The organism is Methylobacterium oryzihabitans (genome assembly GCF_004004555.2).
Taxonomy (GTDB): domain Bacteria; phylum Pseudomonadota; class Alphaproteobacteria; order Rhizobiales; family Beijerinckiaceae; genus Methylobacterium; species Methylobacterium oryzihabitans.
This window is the reverse complement of sequence record NZ_SACP01000009.1, coordinates 79,320-100,164: the sequence shown is the minus strand read 5'-3', so window position 1 is coordinate 100,164 and position 20,845 is coordinate 79,320. Positions and strand designations below refer to the sequence as shown.

At 64.6% G+C, this 20,845-nt stretch carries 18 protein-coding genes and 1 pseudogene; all 19 read left to right on the top strand.

Annotated elements, in window-relative coordinates:
* Positions 1 to 77 precede the first annotated feature (77 nt).
* The 19 genes and pseudogenes from EOE48_RS11055 to EOE48_RS10965 all read left to right on the top strand — a co-directional run bounded on the left by EOE48_RS11055 (position 78) and on the right by EOE48_RS10965 (position 20,471).
* Complete coding sequence (locus EOE48_RS11055) at positions 78 to 1,259, top strand: type IV secretory system conjugative DNA transfer family protein (RefSeq protein ID WP_127728882.1); 1,182 nt, start codon at positions 78 to 80, stop codon at positions 1,257 to 1,259.
* A gap of 4 nt (positions 1,260 to 1,263) precedes the next feature.
* Positions 1,264 to 2,445: a type IV pilus twitching motility protein PilT gene (locus EOE48_RS11050; protein WP_127728880.1), complete on the top strand. Its 1,182-nt coding sequence runs from the start codon at positions 1,264 to 1,266 to the stop codon at positions 2,443 to 2,445.
* Positions 2,426 to 3,058, top strand: coding sequence for a YcbK family protein (locus tag EOE48_RS11045; protein ID WP_127728878.1), 633 nt, complete (start codon positions 2,426 to 2,428; stop codon positions 3,056 to 3,058). The genes EOE48_RS11050 and EOE48_RS11045 overlap by 20 nt, the downstream gene beginning before the upstream one ends.
* A complete protein-coding gene (locus tag EOE48_RS11040) occupies positions 3,055 to 3,300 on the top strand; it encodes a hypothetical protein (RefSeq protein ID WP_127728876.1) in 246 nt (81 codons plus the stop codon). Before EOE48_RS11045 ends, EOE48_RS11040 begins: the two co-directional genes overlap by 4 nt.
* Before the next feature lie 14 nt (positions 3,301 to 3,314).
* Complete coding sequence (locus EOE48_RS11035) at positions 3,315 to 3,956, top strand: hypothetical protein (RefSeq protein WP_246154144.1); 642 nt, start codon at positions 3,315 to 3,317, stop codon at positions 3,954 to 3,956.
* Positions 3,953 to 4,351 (top strand): hypothetical protein, encoded by a 399-nt coding sequence (locus EOE48_RS11030; RefSeq protein WP_127728872.1) that lies wholly within the window; start codon positions 3,953 to 3,955, stop codon positions 4,349 to 4,351. Before EOE48_RS11035 ends, EOE48_RS11030 begins: the two co-directional genes overlap by 4 nt.
* Positions 4,348 to 4,788, top strand: a pseudogene (locus tag EOE48_RS30360) (M23 family metallopeptidase); the annotation flags it as partial. The gene EOE48_RS11030 and the pseudogene EOE48_RS30360, both read left to right, overlap by 4 nt.
* 75 nt (positions 4,789 to 4,863) lie before the next feature.
* A complete protein-coding gene (locus tag EOE48_RS29820) occupies positions 4,864 to 5,298 on the top strand; it encodes a hypothetical protein (RefSeq protein WP_246154175.1) in 435 nt (144 codons plus the stop codon).
* Positions 5,295 to 6,059: a hypothetical protein gene (locus EOE48_RS11020; RefSeq protein WP_127728868.1), complete on the top strand. Its 765-nt coding sequence runs from the start codon at positions 5,295 to 5,297 to the stop codon at positions 6,057 to 6,059. The genes EOE48_RS29820 and EOE48_RS11020 overlap by 4 nt, the downstream gene beginning before the upstream one ends.
* On the top strand, positions 6,056 to 7,072 hold the full coding sequence (locus tag EOE48_RS11015; protein WP_127728866.1) for a hypothetical protein: 1,017 nt from the start codon (positions 6,056 to 6,058) through the stop codon (positions 7,070 to 7,072). The genes EOE48_RS11020 and EOE48_RS11015 overlap by 4 nt, the downstream gene beginning before the upstream one ends.
* The gene (locus EOE48_RS11010) at positions 7,072 to 8,067 is read left to right on the top strand and encodes a hypothetical protein (RefSeq protein ID WP_127728864.1); all 996 of its coding nucleotides are present in this window, start codon (positions 7,072 to 7,074) and stop codon (positions 8,065 to 8,067) included. The genes EOE48_RS11015 and EOE48_RS11010 overlap by 1 nt, the downstream gene beginning before the upstream one ends.
* Positions 8,068 to 8,079: 12 nt before the next feature.
* Complete coding sequence (locus tag EOE48_RS11005) at positions 8,080 to 10,335, top strand: DotA/TraY family protein (RefSeq protein ID WP_127728862.1); 2,256 nt, start codon at positions 8,080 to 8,082, stop codon at positions 10,333 to 10,335.
* Positions 10,336 to 10,338: 3 nt separating this feature from the next.
* Positions 10,339 to 11,667 (top strand): hypothetical protein, encoded by a 1,329-nt coding sequence (locus EOE48_RS11000; protein ID WP_127728860.1) that lies wholly within the window; start codon positions 10,339 to 10,341, stop codon positions 11,665 to 11,667.
* A gap of 521 nt (positions 11,668 to 12,188) precedes the next feature.
* Entirely contained in the window at positions 12,189 to 12,425 is a 237-nt protein-coding gene (locus EOE48_RS10995; RefSeq protein ID WP_048432303.1) for a ribbon-helix-helix domain-containing protein, read from the top strand.
* Between the two features lie 176 nt (positions 12,426 to 12,601).
* Positions 12,602 to 13,735, top strand: coding sequence for a plasmid replication protein RepC (repC, locus tag EOE48_RS10990; RefSeq protein WP_127728858.1), 1,134 nt, complete (start codon positions 12,602 to 12,604; stop codon positions 13,733 to 13,735).
* 1,460 nt (positions 13,736 to 15,195) lie between these two features.
* Positions 15,196 to 16,398 carry a plasmid partitioning protein RepA gene (gene repA, locus EOE48_RS10980; RefSeq protein WP_127729055.1) on the top strand — a complete coding sequence of 401 codons (1,203 nt, stop codon included), beginning with the start codon at positions 15,196 to 15,198 and terminating at the stop codon, positions 16,396 to 16,398.
* Positions 16,395 to 17,429, top strand: a complete 1,035-nt coding sequence (gene repB, locus EOE48_RS10975; protein ID WP_127728854.1) for a plasmid partitioning protein RepB — start codon at positions 16,395 to 16,397, stop codon at positions 17,427 to 17,429. The genes repA and repB overlap by 4 nt, the downstream gene beginning before the upstream one ends.
* A 785-nt stretch (positions 17,430 to 18,214) precedes the next feature.
* The gene (locus EOE48_RS29150) at positions 18,215 to 18,460 is read left to right on the top strand and encodes a hypothetical protein (protein WP_187371381.1); all 246 of its coding nucleotides are present in this window, start codon (positions 18,215 to 18,217) and stop codon (positions 18,458 to 18,460) included.
* A gap of 829 nt (positions 18,461 to 19,289) precedes the next feature.
* Complete coding sequence (locus EOE48_RS10965; RefSeq protein ID WP_127728852.1) at positions 19,290 to 20,471, top strand: Fic family protein; 1,182 nt, start codon at positions 19,290 to 19,292, stop codon at positions 20,469 to 20,471.
* Positions 20,472 to 20,845: the final 374 nt, after the last annotated feature.

Below are 20,845 nucleotides of genomic sequence, written 5' to 3'. Positions count from 1 at the left end.
CTGCCTGCCTGCGTCAGTACTGGCAGCAGCACTTCGGGTCACGTCGACGCCAAGTTGCGCGAGCGCGGGGTCTGACCATGCGTCTCGCGCGCTGGATCTTCTCCGCCTCGCTCGGTATCGCGCCCTTCCCGGCCACGGCCCAGGTCGCGAACACCTATTGCGCCCAGACCCCGGCGGCCTGTGCGCCCGTCGCGACTGCGGGCGCCTACGGCGTGCCCTATGGCGGCTACACACAACCTACCTACGGCGGCTACGGGGGCGGCTACGCCCAACCCGCCTACGGCGGCTACGCGGCTCCCGGCTACGGTGCGGGCTACGGTGCGCCTGGGTACGGGGCCGGCTATGGCGCGGGCTACAGCGCGCCGGGCTATGGCGGCGGCTACGGCGGCTACGGCGGCTATCCTCCGCCCGGCTACTACGGTCCCGGCGGCGTGGCGCAGGCCAACGTCCTCAACCAGATCGCCAATGGCCCGCGGGGACTGCCCGGGGGTGACAGCCAGCCGTTCCCGCCGAATGTCGGCGACAACTCGGCTGCCCCTGCCCCGCCGCACCCGTCGAACCCCGACTTCCAGCGCTACTCGGCCGGGGTCTTCGGTGACGCCAACCGCCCGACCAAGGTGGTCCAGCGCACCGGCCGCTCGGCCGGGATCCAGGACGGCTACCTGGAGGAATCGAGGCGCATCGCCGCCTACCTCGACACGCCGGCGATCGCCGCGCGCCTTGAGGCCCGCTATCCCTTCACTGCCGTGATGATCGGTGGCGACATCGTGCCCCCGGTGGTGTCCGAGCTGCGCGACGTGCGCCAGACCCCGACCCGCACCTTGCTGGTCACGACGCTTGGATCCTTCGAGATCGTGCGCGATGCGCGCGTCGCCGTGATCCCGCCGAACTGGCGCGACTACCTCACCGTCACCCCGCCGCCGGAGGGCCGCACCACCTGGACCCTCCCTAAAGGCGACGCCGAGAAGGCGAACTGGGAGATCGGCTACAAGGGCGGGCTCGAGGTCGGGATCGCCCAGGCGCGGGCGGCCTTCGACGATGGCCTGGCGCGCCTCGACCGGGACTTCCTCGGCATGCGCCGCTACGGCGAGCTCGCCACGGCCGGCGCGGTCAGCCTGCCGATCGTCAAGGTGCGCGCCACCGGCCTCAAGATCAGCCGGAACGGCCGCTCGGCCGCGGTCGACCAGCGCCTCCTCAAGATCGTCGTCACCCCGAAGTTCGTCAGCGCCGCAGGCCCGGCCGCTGTGGCCGCGGAGTAGGCCGATGCAGTGGAAGGGAGCCACCAGCTACCCCGAGGAGCCGATCGTCGTGCATGGCCGCGCCGAGGTCACGCGGCTCCTCATCCACGCCGTCGCGATCGGCGCCTCGGACGTGATCTTCCAGTCCGGCCGGCCGGTGCTCGCCTCCGTCCACGGGCATCTCTGTGCCCTGACCAAGGTCTGGCTCCAGCCGACCACGCTCGCGCGCATCGCCACCGAGCTGACCACCACCGAGTCGATCATGTCGAAGCTCTACTCGGGCCAGGACTTCGACCGCGCGATCACGGTGCTGGAGCAGAACGCGGGCGACCGCAACGCCGAGCCGGTCGGCCACCGGTTCCGCATCAACGTCACTGCCGGCTACTACGAGGGCGACGTCGGCGTGCAGATCGTCAACCGCTACATCCCGGCCGACCCGCCCACGGTCGAGGGGCTCGGCGTCGAGCCCGAGATCGTAGCCGAGTCGACCCCGGCGCAGGGTGCCGTCATCATCGCCGGCGAGACCGGCTCGGGCAAGACGACGACGATCGCCGCCCTGATGCGCCGCATCCTGGAGCAGCCGACGCCGATCCACGGCAACGTGCTGACCTATGAGGCGCCGATCGAATTCGTGTTCGAGAACGTACCGTCCTCGACCTGCACCATCATGCAGCACGAGATCGGCGTGCACCTGCCGTCCTTCGCCGCCGGCGTGCGCAACAGCCTGCGACGCAAGCCCGCCCTCATCATGGTGGGCGAGCTGCGCGACATGGACACGGTGCTGGCGAGCGTCGAGGCGGCGCAGACCGGCCACCCGATCTACACCACCACCCACGCCAACGACGTCGCCCACATCCTGCGGCGCCTCACCCTCAAGTTTCCGGCCGACCTCCAGGTCCAGGCCTTCCACGACGTCCTGTCATCGACCCACCTTCTGGTCTCTCAGCTCCTGGTGCCGAAGGTCGGCGGCGGCCGGGTCTGCCTGCGCGAGTGGCAGGTCCTCACCGATCCGATCCGGCGCGAGGTGGCACGTGCCGGCATGGCCGAGGCCGTCGAGACGCTGCGCACCATCATCGCGCGCGGCGAGGACGGCCGCTCGATGAAGCTCACCGTCATGTCCGCGCTCGAGCGGGGCGTGATCGACGTCACCACCGCCCGCCGCGTCCTCGATCGTTACGGATACCGCGATGCCCGTCTCGCGGCGTAGCCTCCTCACCGGCCTTGCCGGCGCCCTCGCGGCCACCCTGCCAGGGCTCGACCGCGCATACGCCGCCGCGCTCGCCGGCGCTTCAGTCCCCATGGCCGCCGCGCCGGTGCGGCTGTGGCTGCGACGGGAGGGAACCCGCGAGGAGGTGAGCGCGATCGTCCGGACTCCGGACGGCTACAACGGGCGCGATCTCCTCCTGCTCTCCTGGCTGCTGCGCGACGTCGGCGACGGCAGCTCGGCCGTGTGGATCGATCCGCGCCTGTTCGATCTCCTGGCGGCGGTCCAGGGCGCGATGAGCGCGGTCCACGGCTCGGCCGTGCCGTTGATCGTCACCTCGGGCTACCGGACGCCCAAGCACAATGCCGGACTGGAGGGAGCGGCGCGCGGCTCGCTGCATCTCGCTGGCCGCGCCGTCGACCTCAAGGCCTTCGGCTACGCCCCGGACGCGGTTGCGGTCGCGGGAGCGCTCTGCGGCCGCGGCGGCGTCGGGATCTACCCGAACTTCTGCCACCTCGACATCGGCGAGGCCCGGATCTGGGGCCGGGGACGCAAGAGCCCGCCTGGCCAGCCGACGCCCGGTACCCCGATCACCCAACCGAAGGAGCCCGCATGAGCGACGGTCACCTCCCCTGGCGCTGGTCCGCCGTACCGCTCCAGTTCTTCGGCATTCATGGAAGCATTGCGGCGTTCTTTCCGCTGCTCATCATCACGGGTCTGAGCCGCTACACATTCATCGCGATGGGTTTGTACGCGGCGTTCCTCGCGTACTGCAATCACCGCAAGATGACCCCGATGCGGTTCCTCAAGTACGTTTGGGCGAAATTTATCGAAGGTGGAAAATGGCCGGCGTTCTAGATCGGATCCCGCGTATGCGGGCTTTCCTCCTCCTCGCCGCTGTCGCCGGCGGGCTCGCGCTGGCCGTGCCAGCGCCGGCTCACGCGCAGTCGACCGGCAATAATTGCCTAGTGCGCCAAGCCGCCGACGCGGCCGTGCAGCGCCAGATCGCGCTGATCGACGCCGCCAAGGTCAACCCGTCGAGCTTCTTCAACGGGCCGAACTCGTGCATCGCCGGCGACCTGCTCAAGCGGTTCGACCTCTCGAACCTGATCCCGGACCTCTCGGGCTTCCTCACGAGCGCGGCGACGAACTTGGTGCAGTCGGTGATCGACCAGGCCAAGCGCCAGGTATGCCAGATCCTCGACAATCAGCTTCAGGACACGATCGGCAGCATCAATCGCCAGATGAACAGCTTCCAGAGCTCGATCACCGGCGACCTGTTCCGGCAGCTCAACGGCTCGATCTCGCCGATCTCGTTGCCAAGCATCACCAACATCGGCTCCTACAACCACGTCCAGAACTCGGCATTTGGCTCGGCGCTCAACCTGACCCAGACGCAAACCTCGACCCCTGTGGTGCAGCCGGACACGTCACAATCGTCCTCCTCCACGATTGTCATTCCTCCGTCTTCCGGCACTACGACCGGCACCGGATTTGAGGGGATCATGCGATGATGGGTCGTTTAGTCATTCTGTCTATTGTGGGTTTGTTTATCGGTGCTGTTTCAGCGCACGCCCAGAAGCTTTCGCTTCCCGTCGGCGAGTGGGGGAGATCATCTAATCATGGCCTGAATTGCAGTCCTCCATTTCTAAAAATCGAGCCTAACCGTATCGTCAAACGTCTTGGCGGCGGTGAAGGGCGCTGCCCCATGTCAAAAATCAAGAAAGAGGGTAAATATCTAATGGTGGACGCAAAGTGCACCTATGATAAATCAACACATGAAAAATATCTTATTCAAGGAGATGATGATGACGACTCATTTTCTCTTATTATACAGAGTCCAACTCGGATATTATTCAACAACACGCCACACGAGCTTTGTCAGAATGTTCAGGGAGGTGTGCGATGAGGTCGCTACCGCTCTTATTGCTTGGTGCGGCCTCTGCCGTTTTCTCCGGCAGCTCGGTTCTCGCCGGGACGTGCTTGACCGCAGATATTATGAGCCCGGGCGGGCAACGGGTTTCCTCGCCGTACGGTGTCAACAGAACCGGCCGCCCGGGAGCTTCTGCGGGTTACCACCAGGGTATGGATATCGTGAACAGTCAGGGCGCCGGAACGAAGATATTTTCGGGTTCGGCCGGCCCGGTCTCATATTATGAATTCAGAGGAGGGGGCGTAATTGCCGATGTAATTTCAGGAGATACACGCTTCTTGTATCTTCACATGAACACAACAACGCTCAAGGAAGGACAGTCTGGTCGGGTCGCTGCTGGAGATCAGGTTGGGACCATGGGTTGTGAGGGCATGAGGCAGTGCGCTCCTCACCTCCATCTCGGAACGCTCCTCAAGGGTAGCGCTCTCTCCTCGACGGGGACGAACGGTCGTGCCTGGAAGATGGGGTCGGGCAAGGGCGCGAGCCCGATGACTGCCGACGCGATCAAGTCGGCCCTCCCGCAGGCCTGGTACTACGTCAACCCCGAGCCGTTCCTGCCGCGCCAGATCCCGATCTCGACCAAGTACCCGGACATGGCCGGCGGGCCGCGTGACACCACCTTGCCGAAGACGTGCTCACCCGGTGCGAACGAAGGCGCAGCCTCGGAGACCGTGTCCCGCTCCGATACCCAGTCCCGGCAGGCCTCCATCTCGGCCGCAGCGGAGCGATCGACCGGCTCGGAGGATCACGCGGTCAAGGTCGCCAACCAACCCAACCGCAGCCTCTTCATCGAGCTGGCGCGGACCAACGCGACCGAGTTGACCGCCAACACCTTCGACTACGACGCACAGATGGATGCCGCGCTCGCCCAGCTCGTCGCCCTCTACGCCCTCGATGCCCGCCCCGTGGAGGTCCGGCCATGACGCGCCGGTTCCTCCTCCTTCCGGCCGGCGTCGTCGTTGCCGTCGCCCTGGCATCTCCGGCCCAGGCGCAAGGGCTGTTCCCGCAATGGGAGATCTCCCTTCAGCGGATGATTTCCGCCATGAAAGTCTCCGGCGCGCAGTCGAGCGCCACGGCTCTTCAGACCACCAACGGTCACAAGGCTGCCGCCGAGGCTGCTGCATCGACCCTGGTGAGCCAGGACAACGCCCTGCGCCTCGCTCGCGCCCAGCATCAGTACGGCTACGACACCGGTACCGGTTACGCCGCCTGCGACGTGTCACTCGCCATTCGCCAAGAGCGTGACAGCCACGCCTCGGCCGAGAGGGTCCGGCAGTCCTTCCGCCAAGCCGACCAGCGCTGGCTGACCAGCGGCGGCGACGCGGCCGAGCGCATGGGCATCACCCTCGAGCAGCGTCGCACTTTCTACTGCTCGCCCTCCGAGCAGGCGACCGGCTGGTGCAGTGGTGCCAAGCAGGGCGGTTTCGGCGCCGGCGACTCCGACGCCGCGCCCTGGCTGCTCAATCGCGACTACGGCGCCGAGGAGGTGATGACCGCCGCCGACTACCTCGACGTCGTCGCTCCCCTGCCCACCGTCAAGCCCAACCCGACCACGGTCGAGGACGATGCCGCCCTCGTCATGGCCCGCCGCTACGGGGCGATCATGAGCGGGGCTCGTGCCAGCCTCGTCGGCGTCATCCTCGGCGGCATGGGCGGCGACAGCCGCCAGGGAGGCAGCCCATGACCCGTCGCATCCTCCTCTCGGGCCTTGCCGCCGCGGCGATCGGCGCCGTCACCCCGGCGAGTGCCCAGACCTGCTTCGGCGTCGAGGCCCGCGTGAACATCGCCACCTCGACCCTCACCACCGCGATCACCGGCGCGATCACCACCACCGAGGCCGGTCTGATCACGCAGGAGATCGCAGAGCGCGCCCGCCTCCTCTCGGCCGTGAAGGTCCTCACCGCGCAGTCGGCGGCCGGCTCGGACCAGGTCTCGAACGGCTTCCGGGCCTCGAGCGAGGCGCTCGCCACCACCGTCGTCACCCAGGAGCAGCGCCAGGCCGTGGCGCTGGCCGCCCACCGCTACGGCTCGGTCGGCTACGACCCCTGCGGATCCAACACGAAGGCGCAGGGTCTCTACACGGCGATGACCGGGACCTCCGCCGCCCGCCGGCAGATCGTCACGCCCGTTCGCGCCCAGCCCGGCCGCTACGCCGACCCGAAGGACTGGGTCGCCGACGTCCGCTCGGGCGCCACCCCCGACGGCGCCGCCCTCTACAGCGGCGACGCGCAGGCGGCGGCCAAGTTCATCAACACGGTGGTCGGTCCGCCCGACGAACGGCCTCGCGGCACTGCCGCGACCGCGACCGCCACCGGCGACCGCGATCGCCTGGAGAAGACGGGGAAGGACACCTACCGGTCGATGACCGCGGTGGTGCTCGCCGACATCGCGGCCGATTACCGGCCCGACGGGCCGATCGCACAGGCGCGGGCCCTCTCGACCCACTGGCAGGGCAACGACGGCGGCGCCGCGTGGGCAGCCGGTGTCGCCGGCCAGCACGATCGCGGCATCATCCAGGACGCCGTGCGGATGGAGGCGGCCAACCTCGCGCTCCTCGCCCACCAGATCAAACGCGGCATGCGTACCGAGGCCACCGCCGCGGCGCTGCTGCTCGCCATGGTCAACGCCCGCCTCACGAACAGCGTGCCCGCGCCTGCGCGCGGCCCCTTCACCCCCGCGAGCTTCCAGGCACCGTGATGAAACAGGTCCTCCTCGCCGTCTCCGCCGCCGCCCTCGCGGCCAGCCTCGCCGCGCCGGCGGCGGCTCAGACCTGCTTCGTCGCCGATCCGATCTGGATCGCCGGCCACAACAGCGCGACCGCCACCCTGACCACCCGGGTGGCCACCATGGGCACCAACATCGCGACCCAGCGCAGCCTCACCCTCGAGCTGTTGCTGTCCGCCATGAAGGTGCAGACCGCCCAGACCTCGACCAACGGCGAGCGCGAGGTCAACCTCGTCAGCAACACCCAGCAGGCCGTCGCCTCGACCCTGTCCCAGGTCGCGCAGCGCCGCGCCCTCGTCGACGCGCGCGAGCAGTACGGGATCGACACCGGCCAGGGCGTGAACGCCTGCGGCTCGATCGACCTGATGAACTCGACGAGCCGCTCCATGGGCAACGTCGCGAAGAGCGGCCGGGAGACCTATCGCAGCCTCGACGTGGCGCCGGGCAAGAACACCCCGGTCCAGGAGGCGGCCCGCAACCGCTTGCAGGACCCGACCAAGACCGACAGCGCGGTCCTGTTCGATCCGGCCGCCAGCGACGACGACCGCAAGGCCGTGATCGAGGCGATGGCCGGCCTGCCGATGCCGAAACCCACCGCCGCGATGCCGGGTGCCGAGGCCGACGTGATGATGCTGCGGGCCCGCCGCGTCGAGGCCCTGCGCTCGCCCGCACTCGTCTCGCTCAGCGCCGTGCGGGCGATGTCGTCCACCGACGACCACCAGACCGGCACCTCCGCCGGCTCGCCGCTCGCGCAGCTCGACGCGCTCATCAGCCAGTACGGCGGCGGGCCGCAATTCGAGGCGTGGTCGGCCGGGCTCGCAGGTCAGTCCGAGCACGGCTTGCTGATCGAGCTCACCCGGATGCGCTCGATGTCGCTCAGCCTGCGCCAGCAGCTCATCGAGCAGCAGGCCCGCACATCGGCGCTGTTCGGCACCATCCTGGCCACCCAGGCCGGCGGCAACTTCTAGGGAATCCCCCCAATGCTCCGCAGGATCATCGCCGCCGGCGGCAGCCTCGGCGCCCTCGCCGCGGCCGGCGCCGCCCAGGCCCAGACGACGGGCAAGGAGATCTTCACCCCGGTCCAGAACGACCTGGCGCTGGTGAACCTGCGCAAGCTCCTCGGCTGCGTGGTCGACGGCGTGTGGACCGCCGCGACCTGCTCGGACGATCGCCCGCTCACGGTGGCGCTCGGCTACTTCAACGTCGGCTGCCTGATCGTCTCGACGATCCTCGCCTGCTACCTGCTCTATTCGCTCGTTGCCGACACCGCGAACGACGGCCAGGCCTTCGGCCGGGGATCCTCCGCCAAGTACACCCTGCTGCGGGTGATGACCGGCGCGATCCTCAGCTTGCCGATCAAGTCCGGCTTGTCGCTCGTGCAGATCCTGGTGGTGCAGATCGCCGTCTGGGGATCGGGCTTCGGCGACACCCTCTGGACGCGGGTCGCCGGCACCCAGCTCACCGGCATGTATGGCACGCTTGCCCAACCGACCCAGGCGCTCGGCGACTTCGCCCTGCGCGGCAAGCTCGCCAAGGTGCTCGAAGCCCGCCTCTACGGCCACGTCTGCGCCCAGTCCTTGCAGCAATATGCCAACAACGTGTCGGGCCGCGACAATGCCGCCTCGATCGTCTCACGTATCGTCACCGATACCGGCAGCTTCGGATCGTGGAGCCCGCAGACGACGACCTACTACTTCGCCGACTCGAACGGGTATTTCCGCAAGTCCAACAACCTGTGCGGCTCGGTCGTCTACGAGCACCAGAAGATCAACGTCAACCTCGCCGACACGAAGGACGCCTCGACGACATCGCTCCTGATCGCGCTGGCCGAGCAGCAGAGCCAGCGCGCGTTCCAGGCCGCGATCAACAGCCTCGACGGCGCCGCGAACGGGATCGCCACCACCATCATGTCCGGCACCCGCGACGAGGAGGCGATCCAGGGCCGCATCAAGGACGCGATCGACGCGGCCTATACCAGCGTCAGCCAGAGCCTGACCCAGGGCGACAATGCCCAGCTCAACCAGGTCCTGCGCAACTACCTGGACAACTCGACGGAGAGCGGGTGGCTGTCGGCCGCGATGTGGCAGCGCTCGATGAGCCTCGTCCAGGCCAAGCTCCTCGCCGCCTCCGCCGGCCCGAGCGCCTCGGTGACGGCGGTGCCCCCGGCCAGCATCGCCACCTACATGCCCTCGCTCGGCCACAGCGCCTACTGGCCGCTCGCCCAGGAAGCGCAGCGCAACGTCACGTATGTCGGGACCTTCAGCGGCTTCATCGCCGCTCAAGGCACGGGCAGCGTCGGGCGCATCGCCAGCGACGACCCGGTGGCCCAGGCCGACCCGCCGAGCGTGTTCGCCAGGGCGCTGTCGGCAATCTACTCGGGCGTCCTCGGGGTCATCAGCCGGCCGGAGAATACGACCTGGAGGGACCCGATCCTCGAGGTGCAGGAGATCGGCCAGACCATCGCCAACTATGGTCTTATAGCCACGGGAGCTGGTGTGGGGGCGGATTTCGTTGGTTGGGGGCTGGGGGAGCTAAAAAACCCAATCGGGAAACTCGCTGGTGAAGGCCTCCAGAAGGTTTCGAGCTTTCTTCATTTTCTAGCTACGATCCTCTTTGCTGCCGCCTTCATGCTGGTCGGCCTGGTGCCGTTCGTGGTCATTGTCCATTTTCTGATGAGCACCTTCAACTGGTTTCTCGTCGTCGCCGAGTCGATGATCGCAGTGCCGATCTGGCTCCTCACCAAGTTCATGCCAGCCCGCTCCGACAGCTTCGTCGGCAACAGCGGCCAGGGCTACATGTTCTTCCTCGGCATCCTGCTTCGCCCTCCCCTGATCGTCGTCGGGCTGCTGGTCTCGCTCCTGCTGATGCGGGTTGGCATCGACATCACCAACGTGTTCTTCCGCGGTGCGCTCGCGATGCTCTCGCCCGACGGCACCATCGCCTACGCGATGGTCGGGACCGCCGGGCTGTTCGTCTACGCCGTAATCCTGTTCTCGATCGTTATGCTGTCGGCCGGTCAGATCAGTGCCCTGCCGGAGACCGTGCTGTCCTGGATCGGGGCACAGATCGAGCGACGCACCGGCAGCAGCACTGCGACAGCCGCGGCCGGCATCATCATGCCGAGTTCGCCGAACCAGATCCTAGGCAGCACCGCTACCAGGGCCGGTAACAAACTCGTTGCCGGCGGCAAGACCATGCGGTCGATGATCCGTGGCAAGGATAAAGCGGGAGTGTGATCGATGAACGATGACACCCCCAAAGAGGTCGCGTGGCATTTCGGGATCGCGACTGCGCTCTCAGTGTCGCTGTGCGCCGCGCCGTTCGTGCCCGAGGCGATCCTGGCCTACGCCGGGTACCGCTTCCTGCGCCACTTCACCTACGGCTGGCGCAACTGGCGCGCGCCGGGGCGTGTGCCGCACCACCTCGGACGCCGCGGCTACCGCGACGAGACTACGCGCCGGCGCGGCGATGCGACCTGGCCGATCGGCCTGGCGAAGACCGGTCAGGTCTGGCTGCGGCGCGAGGACCTGGTCCAGGGCGTGGCGATCGAAGGCGACGACCCGCAGTGGCAAACTTTGGCGATCAACAACCTCGTGTTCGGGGCCTGCATCAATCGAATGGGCGCCATCGTCGTCCAAGGCATTGTCCGGCCCGTCCCTGAGGATGACGCCAACCCCGACGACCAGGAGGCCGACGAGAAGGAGGAAATGCTGGCCCAGAAGTTCGCCGAACTTGCGCGGCCTTTCGGCCGCGACAACGAGGTTTATTCGATCGATCTCGACGCCGTGCCGCGACCACCTCTGCGGATCACCGCCTCGACCTTGGCCGCTGCCATCGCGGACATGCGCCTGGGACCCGAGGCCGAGACCTTGCACGGCGCGCTGATGCCGTTCATCGAAATGGTCGCTCAACGCCGCAAGAAGAACCCGCTCGAACTCTACGCCGCCTTCGTTGACGCGGTCGCGCTCGATCGCCTCGTCGCGGGCAAGTACGAGATCGACCTGCACGAAGTGAGCGCCGACGAGATCACGTCGGCCGACGGCGCTGCTCTCCAGGCGGCGATCGATCCGATCCGCGCGATCCCAAAGACCATTCGCGAGACCGGTCGCATAGCCCTTGCGGCTCACGCCTCCGAGATCGCCGGCCTCAAGAGCGTCTCGCTCACCGAGGGGCTTGAATTGTGCTCTGCCATCTCCGCCCGGGGTATCGTTTGCATCCGCCCTTCTTCTCCTCTCACCACCGCGCTGGTGATCGCACGGTGTGTCGAGGCACTGATGGATGGCAAGCCGGGCCACGCTGCGGACAACCTCATCCACGTGGTCTACCACGAGGAACTGTCAGGCACGTTAGCGCGACGTTTCCGGGCCGCAGCAGTGCGGGCAGGAGCGATCGGGAGTCTTTCCCTCACGGCGAGACCGCCCGGGCACATCCACAAGGCCACCCGGAAAATCACTGCCGTTCGCATTCAGGGCAGCGCCTGGAACCCCGAAGGAGCCATCGGCACCGCAAAGGTCATCTCAACGATCAAGGACTGCTCGTTCACGCTCGACATTGAGATGCCCGCATGATCGAGCGTCTAACCCGCAAAGGGCCTAACAACGGCCTATCTACGTTGAAAATACCTTCGAATCATATCCAGGACGTGATTCGGGTTGACAATCTCCGCCGGGGGGCCGGAGATGCAACTACAGGTATTAATATGTGGTTTTCTACCAAAATTATTTATCGCGGTACCCGTGCTTTACTACGTCTTTGCCGCGAAACTCAGCGCGTTCTTGGTCGAATTTCGATTGCACGCAATAACTTAGGGGGAAGATAGTGTTTTCACCCATAAACCTAGTGCGAACGGACCAGTCGATATGGGCCGAAGGCCGCCCTGAATATCTCTGGAGCGGCCTTCGTGGCAGTCGCAGCGACGGTGTATGACCTCGGCACGCGAGCCAGAATCTAAACCTGTGAATCAGCTCCATCCACACGGAACTGCGTTCCAATGCCCACTGTAAGCGGCCCGGCTTAATGACTCCTATTGCTCCGCTCATCCGAATCGGCCCACATGGGCTGTCACGTTGGCTGAATCGGATGGGGTCCGATGAAATCGGCAGAGGAACGTCTCGCGGAACTCACGGCCGGCGATCGTCGCCGGCAGGCGCGTCGCCGCGAAGCGCTGCGAGAGAAAGGCATGACCACGCAGAGCGTCTGGCTCATGCCTGAGATCCGCGCCCTGCTCGATCAGGAGATCGAGGCTGGACGGTTCAAGAACCGGTCCGAGGCGATCAATCACGCCCTGTCCACGGTCTACGGTGGCAAGGAGAGAGCAATGTCGTAGCGGCAAAGCAAAAGGCCCCGGTGCTGGGGAGCACCAGGGCCTTTGGATCACATATCCGCTTGGGGAAGGGACTGCGACCCGATTCGCACTCCTGTTGTAGCTTCCCTCCCATCAGCGGTCAATGACACCCTAACGGGTGAACGATCCCGCTTTGCCTTCCGCCATGGAGGGTTCGAGTGGAGAGGGTTAATACCGGTGGACGGCCGCTGACGCGTGCCGCTCTCGCCGGCCGGAGACGTGCGCTCGACGAGGGCCGCGCGGTCTCCAGGCGCGAACTCGCGGGTCACGCTCGTGACGCCGCCAAGTCACTGGCCTTGCGTCCTTCGCTGCGCCAAGTGCTCGAAGCGTTGGTTGCGGCCTGGGGCGAACAGCCATGGGCCCGGCTCTTGGTCTGGCCCTCGAACGAGCGCCTTTGCGAAAAGACGGGACTCTCCGAGCGCGCCGTCCGCTACGCCCTGCGCGATCTCGTAGCCCTAGAGCTGATCGCCCCGAAGGACTCTGCCAACGGCAAGCGCTACGCCATCCGGGCACCCGACGGCTCGATCGTAGACGCCTTCGGGTTCGATCTCCTGCCTGTGGTCGCACGGGCTGGGGAATGGGCCGAGAGACTGCGCGCGTTGACCGCCGAGGTTGAGCACAGACGGCGTTCTTTTGACCTTTTAACCGTCTGTCGCCGTGCTGTTTCGGAAGCGCTGCATGGGCTCGCTACGCAGTACCCTGGAGTTTCGATTACCGATCTCGCCGCGGCGCGTGATGCCCTGGAAGAGTCCTCTCCCATGCGGTCGCGATCCTCGAAAGACCCGAGCCTGGTCGTCGAAGCGTGGAGTGAGTTGCGGGAGCTGGCTGAGGATCGTTTCTACCAAGCCGCCTGTGCCGGCAAATCGTGCAGCCACATAGAAACAGACAACGAACCCCTTAGTAAGTCTTGTAACAAGGTCTCTTCGAGGAGTGATGGGGCCAGGGCAGTGCTTCACCCTGCTCTGGTGGCGGCCGCCTGCCCCGTCGCAGCTGAGCTCGGGTTCGAGATTCTGACCGAGCCGGAGCTCATCGACGCTGGGCGCTCACTTCGCGGTTCAATTGGTGCCCATCCGAGCGCTTGGACTGAGGCCTGCGAAAGCTTGGGGCTGGTTCAGGCCGCGGCGCTCGTAGTGATGGTCGCCCAGCTGCACGACGACGAAACGACGGGCAGGCGCAAGTCCGAAATCCGGAACCCCGGCGGCTACTTCCGGCATCTCGTGCGGTTATGCCTCGATGGCCGCTACAGCGTGGCCGCTGAACTCATGACCATGCGCCGGCGGCGGATGACGTGACCGACAAAGAACGTATGGATGCTCAGGAGTGCTCTATCATGCCGATCGCTACTTACGTCGTTAATGCCGATTTTGGCTCAAGGTACATGTGTCGGGGACATTCAGCAGTGGAGCGACAGCGCCGACCCAAACTAGTCAACTTCGGATGCTGAAAAGGTCGCGAGCCGACAGCCATACAGCGAGATCGTGCGGCTACTGTGACCCGAAAAGGGCAACCCTGCCTGATCGGCTCAATCATAGGAGGAAGTGTGAGAATCCGTTTCAGAACTGGCATGCAAGCTTGAGGGTTGAGTGAGTGGCACGCGTCACGGGCGTGGAGGGAGTGTCTAATGCACAACCGAAAGACCCGATGTGGACGCTCGCCGCTCGCGCAGAGCTTTTGCGCGAAACCCTGCTGTACGTAACCTGCCTGAGCGACGTCGATTGGGTCTTACTCGCGCAACTGCTGCCCGCCCCACCTCGAACAGGCTGCCCGTAGCTGTGGTCGTAGTGCGCCGTGCTCGATGGCATCCTCTGTGCCTCGCGTACCGGCTGCGCCGTGCGCCAGCCGTCGCTCTACTTCCCGCACTGGGACACGGTGTACCGCCGGCTCTAGCGCTGGGCCGAGACCGGCGTGTTCGAGCGTCTGGCGCACGCCCTGATCCTGGCGGATCGCGAGCGGGTTGGCGCTAGGCCGGTCCGGTGGGGGCCATCCTTGATGCGCAGGCTGTGCGCTCGGGCGGTGTCAGGTTCGAGGGCGTACGCGGGTCCGGTCTCCCCAAGCGCATCGTCGGCCGCAAGCGCAATGCACTGCCCTACGGGCGACAGCCTGCTGATGGCCGCAGCCTCCCCGGATGACCCACACGACAGCCACGGTGGCGTCGCGCTCCTGCGGGCCCAGCGTCAGCTATAGCCGTTCCTCGCCCCCTTCGCGCTGGCCTCCAGGTTTGCGAGCACGAGAAGCCGCGTGGGCATCACCCTCAAGCTCGTCGTTGGACAGCCGAAGCTGGTGGCATCCATCTCCCCTCCCCTCTTATGACGACATATCCAGCGTGGTGCGTCTCCCCCTATCGCGGTCTGTGAGGCCCTGATCGACTGCTGCCCGGAGCTTCGATCGACGTTCATTCCAACGAATGGGGCCCCGACCCACTTGCCCGGTGGCTGGGGCGTTGATCAAGCCTCAGCGCGATCTGCCACCTATTGTCTGGATTGATTGACGGCGGGCCCGGCGCGAGTGCGGTTAGCTATTACCAACAATACGGATATGGTTCCTGGCGGAACCACATCCGTTTCAACGCGATCGAGCCCTCTTGTTGTGAATTTGGAGGGCAACCCGGATCGATCCTCCTGCGCGCTTGCCTCGCCCAGATTCCGGACTCGACACTCCCTACGAATCGTAGCAAATCGGTAATCTTCACGGTTATAACGTCCATTCGGCCGATTTACCGTGAGCGAGAGCCGAGGCTGTGAACCAGCATGCCATGCCGCACCAGACGTTGAGACCGTCAGTGGCCACCCAAAGCGAGATGATCGGCGACCACGCCGAAATCCTGCGTACCCAGTTGCAAAGGATGTCAGCTGCGCTCTATCCACCGAGTGCAGCTAAGACCCTCCGTCGGTTCTCCTCCGGCGAGGCTGCCAAAATCATTGGCGTTTCGGACAGTCGGCTGCGGCAACTCTCGATCGATCGAGCAGGACCCCAGCCCGAGGTTTCCGCGACCGGTCGCCGATCATATTCGCTCGGCGATATCCACGGCGTTCGCACGCATCTGGACGAGATTAATCGTTCGGGTCGCAAGTATCAGCCCTGGCGTGGACCTGGGGAGCACCTTCAGATCATTTCTGTGGTGAACTTCAAAGGGGGCTCAGGCAAGACCACAACGGCGGCACACCTTGCACAATCTCTAGTGCTTCGCGGTTATCGCGTCCTCGCCATCGACCTAGATCCCCAGGCCAGTTTGTCTGCCCTCCTCGGTGTTCAACCTGAACTCGACGTACAGCCGAACGATACGCTCTACGGCGCAATCAGGTACGAGGGAGATCGCCCTCTCTCCGATATCATCCGCCCAAGCTACTTTACTGGCCTCGACGTTGTGCCGGCCAATCTCGAGCTGATGGAATTTGAGCACGAAACGCCGAAAGCGCTGGCCAAGCGTAGGAGCACCGACCAGCTTTTCTTCACCCGCGTCGCTCAGGCCCTCAGCACAGTCGATGACCGCTACGACATCGTTGTGATCGATTGCCCGCCGCAACTCGGCTTCCTGACGCTCTCAGCTCTCTGCGCGGCAACGTCGCTCCTCATCACGATCCACCCGCAAATGCTCGATGTCTCGTCGATGTCGCAGTTCCTCGCGATGGCAAACGACCTTCTCTCCGTCGTGCGAGATGCCGGAGGGAAGATCGAGTATGATGCGTTGCGCTATCTCATCACGCGATACGAACCACAGGATGGGCCTCAGAACCGCATTGTTGCTTTGCTGCGCAACTTGTTTGGGGAGGCCGTACTGAATGCACCGATGCTGAAGTCCTCAGCGGTATCGGATGCCGGCCTATCCAAGCAGACCCTTTATGAAATCGGGCGGGAGACCATGACACGTTCGACTTACGATCGAGCCATCGAAGCTCTCGAAGCCGTGAACGCTGAAATCGAAGCCACCATCCGTCGCGCGTGGGGGCGTGCATGAGCCGGAAATCAAGCCTCGACGCAATTTTCCAGACGGGACCGCTGCCGGCGGTCCCCTCCCCGGTTGAGTCGTTAGAAGCTTCTAACGGGCCGAGCGATGGTTCCAATCCACCATTAGAAGCTTCTAACCCGCTACCCGCTCCTCGCATCCGAAGCGGAGCCGTGGCGGCCATGGGATCGGCTCTTGAGCACCTTGCGTCTCGCGCGGAGGTCGCCGAGCAGATCGAAACCGGTTCCGCCATTGTTGAGCTCGATGCCGAACTGCTCGACGGATCCTTCGTCGCCGATCGAGTGTCAGACGCGACCGATCCAACGCTCGATACCCTGGTCGAGAGCATTCGCGAAAGCGGTCAGCAGGTACCGATCCTTGTCCGCCCGCACCCGTCGAAGCCAGGCCGATACCAGATTGCCTTCGGACATCGTCGCGCGAGGGCCTGCCGTGCTCTCAGAAGGCCTGTCCGCGCAGTCGTTCGACCGCTCACCGACGCGGAACTGGTTGTCGCCCAGGGCAAAGAGAACCTCGATCGCCGAAATCTCAGCTACATCGAGCGAGCCTTCTTCGCCTTTCGGCTCGAGGCTCTAACGTTCACGCGAGACGTGATCTGCGCGGCGATGGGAGTCCATAAGCCGGACGTTTCCAACTACATCACTGTTGCACGTACGGTCCCAGAACACGTAGTCGCCGCCATTGGGCCGGCACCAAAAGCTGGCGGTCCGCGCTGGCGTGCACTCGCCGAGCTAATTAGGACGGCGCCGCCGAACAAGGTGGACCGCATCCTTGGCGACCCGAGTTTCCAGGGACGGCCGACCGATGAGCGATTCGCCGAATTACTCGAGGCATTGGCCCCAAAAGCAGATGTGAAAAAGGTTGAGGTCTGGAAGGACAAGACGGGTCGCAAACTCGCTCGCGTCGAGCGGGGAGATCAGCGCTTCATCCTTTCGCTGGATGAGAAGCTAGAGCCGAGTTTCGGCAACTATCTGCTCGGTCGGCTTCCTGAACTCCTCGCTGACTTCAAGGCCGGCAAGGACTAGTGGCCTGCGTATGGGGTTAGTGGCAAAGAGGATTCTCCTGGCTCAGCGTCGAGTACCCGCAAGCAAAGCGTTTGACGCTGGCCAGGGTGGCGTCCGCTAACTTCACCCACTGGAACGGTTTTGAACCAGCGTTCGCGGTTTAAACGAAAGTGTGAATGTCGCGTTCGAACTCCGGCGCCGAGCAATCAACATCGCGCCGGATCGCGCGCTAGGTCAAAAGGCCGAACCACTGCGCGGCCTGGTTGATCCACGAGGCGGATGTCGGCGTGAAGTGCACGTGGTATCCCGCGCGCTTGGCAGCCGAGCGCGGATCAGGTTGCTCTTGTGCGCTGCCGAGTTGTTGATCACCACATGCACGGTGAGGTTGGCAGGTGCCGCCGCCTCGATCTCATCCAGGAAGCAGCGGAACTCGCTGGATCGGTGATGGAGGTAGCACTGACCGATGGCGGTCTCGGCTTTTACGTTGCGAGCGGCAAATAAAGGGCTGTACCGTGCCGGGCATAAGTGTGAGTGTGCCGACCCTCCTGATGGAGCCAGAGCGGTAGCAGTGGCTGCGTGCGCTCGAACTCCTGAATCTGGCATTTCTCGTCCACGCAGAGAGCCAGGGCGCGGGCAGTCGGAGCCAGATAGAGCCCCACGATATCGCGCACCTTCTCGGCAAACAGCGGATCGGTCGACAGCTTGAAGGTCTCGAACCGGTGCGGCTGCAGGCCGAACGCTCACCATACTCGCCTAACCGTCGTGCCCGACACCTCATTGGCCTAGACCATGCTGCGCTGGCTCCAGTGAACGGCTCCCCGCGACCGCTGGTAGAGCGTGCGGTCGATCAATTCGGCGACCTGTTCGTTGCCGATTCGAAGCGGTGCACCGGAGCGGGGTTCGTCGAGCAGGCTATCCACTCGCTGAGTAGCGAAGTGCTGGCGCCACTCGCCAACCGTATGCTTGCCAGCGGCGAGGTGGCCGAGATGGCGGTATTGCTTAGACCGTCGGCAGCCAACACCACGATCCTGGCTCTCAAGGTCAGGCCCTGAGTAGTTTTGCGCCGAAGAGCCCAGCTCTGAGCTCGCCTCGTCCCTCCTCGCGCAACTCCAAGATGGTGGGCACGCGTTAGGCCATCGGCACCTTCCAGCAGGCGTTCCTCTGCCGCATACTTCAGCCGCAGGGCACTAAACGAGCCGGACGCGCCGGAGATCTCGAAACCCCGCTGCAAAACCGAACTGGCCTAAGGCCTGCTTGCTTCTGGACGCTTGCACCAACTCGTAAAGGGGCCGGTCTGGATTGAACGGGCTGGCCGAACCGATCGCTATCGTTGTACCCTTGCGTCGCTCGCATCGCCCAACGGCAACGTGGCTTATATCCTGATACGGGAAGTGCTCGCCATTCCATACAAGCCGGGTTTCCGGGCCTACCAGCAGCGCGCCACGTACTGGTGCCCGTAACAGGCAGGGGGCCAACGTCGCCTGTCATAAGTGAGGAGCGGCTCTGGTTTAAGGCGATTGCTTGACAGCTACCAGACTGCCGGCCGTTGGCCGCTCGGTTGGCGTCACTCGAAGCCCAAGCCTCCATACCGCGGTAAGGCCGTCTGACTGATCTGAGAAGCTGCGCCAATTCCCCTGCTGCCCTAGAACTCGCAGGCTTTAAGCGGCACTTCCTTATGGAAGGTGTTCCAGTTGACGAGCCACTTTGCGGAAGGAGCAGACAGCATGCCGCCAATCGACCGCCACAGAGTGCGACTCCTGCCTCTCTGGGAGTGACTCGACAGCTGCGCGTCCCTTATTTAAGGGCGCCTACCTTAGCATCCATCTTATTTAAAAAAACCCCGAATTGCTTTAATAACGCTCATCGGCCAAGATTGGCGGCATGACTGACATCTCTCAGACCAACCGTCGGCTCGGCCGGTTCCTTGACACGCCCGTCGCCGGCGAGGTTGTCCGTGCTTTTGTGCCGCCGCCACTCCCGCCCGAGCCGCCAATCGACGTACTCTCCCTCCTTGAGCGCCTGAGCGTCGCCGAACGAGCACTGGGGCGGCTCGACGGAATCACCATGCTCCTGCCCCGCCAAGAACTGTTCCTTTACATGTACGTCCGGAAGGAAGCGGTTCTTTCGTCGCAGATCGAGGGTACGCAGTCGACGCTCTCGGACCTGCTCCGGTTCGAAACCGAAGCGCAGGCCGGCGAGCCGATCGATGATATCCGTGAAGTTTCAAACTATGTCGACGCGATGATGTTTGGGCTCGAGCGTCTCGACGAACTGCCGCTGTCGCTCCGGCTCATCCGCGAGATGCACGCCCGCCTCCTTCAAAGCGGGCGCGGCGGCACCAAGAGCCCAGGCGAGTTTCGTCGCTCTCAGAACTGGATCGGTGGCAGCCGACCGGGCAACGCCCTCTTCGTTCCACCACCCGCTACCGAGCTCGACGCGACACTCAGCGCGCTGGAAGCCTTCATGCACGAGAACCAGTCGAGGCTTCCCGCCTTGATAAAAGCTGGGCTCATTCACGTTCAGTTTGAAACAATACACCCATTCCTTGATGGCAACGGCCGTATCGGCCGCCTACTCGTGACGCTTTACCTCTGCGTGCACGGCGTGCTGCAGAAGCCACTTCTCTATCTAAGCCTGTATCTCAAGACTCGGCGAACCGATTACTATCGCCTGTTGCAAGAGGTGCGCGAGCACGGCTCTTGGGAGGCTTGGCTCGAGTTCTTCCTTGACGGTGTCGCCGAGACGGCCAATCAAGCCTTCGATGCGGCGAGGCGCATCGTTGATCTGTTCAAGCAGGACCGCGAGCTCATCACAGCCCAGAGTGAGCGAGCGGGCTCGGCGCTGCGAATCCACGACCTCATGCAGCAGAACCCGTATGTCACGAGTAATCAGCTCGTCGAAAGGACGGGGCTGTCCTCGCCGACAGTCAACGCGGCGCTCGCTGATCTACAGCGGCTCGGCATCGTCGAAGAGGTGACCGGCCGCCGGCGCGGCCGCGTCTTCGGCTATCGCCGCTACCTCGCTATCCTGAGCGAAGGCACCGATCCGCTGCCAACCGCCTAATCAACGCCATCGAAGGCTCACCCCCTTGCGTCTCTAAAGCGTCACTATGTTCGACTTCCGCTGCTTTGCCTCGGCCCTGCGTGCGACGGCAGATTTCCTACGGGGGTAGGGGAGGGGGCCGACGACGACAAGGGCGTCCGGCAATGCGCAAAGCCGAACGAACCGAGGTGCGACTTCGACACTATGCGGGCGGTTCGGTCGGCGCCTTCGAAGGTTTGTGTGGGATGGATGCTCCTGCTTCACCGCGACATCGTCGAGGCCCTGCGTGCTACGGCAGGATATCTGCCGGGGCAGGGGAGGGTCCGGCAGTGACCCAAAGCGGTTCCTCGCAAACTATGTCAGGAATGTCCGGTCGCGAGGATTTTCCAGACATT

Bases quoted from the DNA above. Each gene is read 5' to 3' on its own strand.
- EOE48_RS11055 (WP_127728882.1), top strand. From the start codon at position 78: ATGCGTCTCGCGCGCTGGATCTTCTCCGCCTCGCTCGGTATCGCGCCC.
- EOE48_RS11050 (WP_127728880.1), top strand. From the start codon at position 1,264: ATGCAGTGGAAGGGAGCCACCAGCTACCCCGAGGAGCCGATCGTCGTG.
- EOE48_RS11045 (WP_127728878.1), top strand. From the start codon at position 2,426: ATGCCCGTCTCGCGGCGTAGCCTCCTCACCGGCCTTGCCGGCGCCCTC.
- EOE48_RS11040 (WP_127728876.1), top strand. From the start codon at position 3,055: ATGAGCGACGGTCACCTCCCCTGGCGCTGGTCCGCCGTACCGCTCCAG.
- EOE48_RS11035 (WP_246154144.1), top strand. From the start codon at position 3,315: ATGCGGGCTTTCCTCCTCCTCGCCGCTGTCGCCGGCGGGCTCGCGCTG.
- EOE48_RS11030 (WP_127728872.1), top strand. From the start codon at position 3,953: ATGATGGGTCGTTTAGTCATTCTGTCTATTGTGGGTTTGTTTATCGGT.
- EOE48_RS29820 (WP_246154175.1), top strand. From the start codon at position 4,864: ATGACTGCCGACGCGATCAAGTCGGCCCTCCCGCAGGCCTGGTACTAC.
- EOE48_RS11020 (WP_127728868.1), top strand. From the start codon at position 5,295: ATGACGCGCCGGTTCCTCCTCCTTCCGGCCGGCGTCGTCGTTGCCGTC.
- EOE48_RS11015 (WP_127728866.1), top strand. From the start codon at position 6,056: ATGACCCGTCGCATCCTCCTCTCGGGCCTTGCCGCCGCGGCGATCGGC.
- EOE48_RS11010 (WP_127728864.1), top strand. From the start codon at position 7,072: ATGAAACAGGTCCTCCTCGCCGTCTCCGCCGCCGCCCTCGCGGCCAGC.
- EOE48_RS11005 (WP_127728862.1), top strand. From the start codon at position 8,080: ATGCTCCGCAGGATCATCGCCGCCGGCGGCAGCCTCGGCGCCCTCGCC.
- EOE48_RS11000 (WP_127728860.1), top strand. From the start codon at position 10,339: ATGAACGATGACACCCCCAAAGAGGTCGCGTGGCATTTCGGGATCGCG.
- EOE48_RS10995 (WP_048432303.1), top strand. From the start codon at position 12,189: ATGAAATCGGCAGAGGAACGTCTCGCGGAACTCACGGCCGGCGATCGT.
- repA (WP_127729055.1), top strand. From the start codon at position 15,196: ATGCCGCACCAGACGTTGAGACCGTCAGTGGCCACCCAAAGCGAGATG.
- repB (WP_127728854.1), top strand. From the start codon at position 16,395: ATGAGCCGGAAATCAAGCCTCGACGCAATTTTCCAGACGGGACCGCTG.
- EOE48_RS10965 (WP_127728852.1), top strand. From the start codon at position 19,290: ATGACTGACATCTCTCAGACCAACCGTCGGCTCGGCCGGTTCCTTGAC.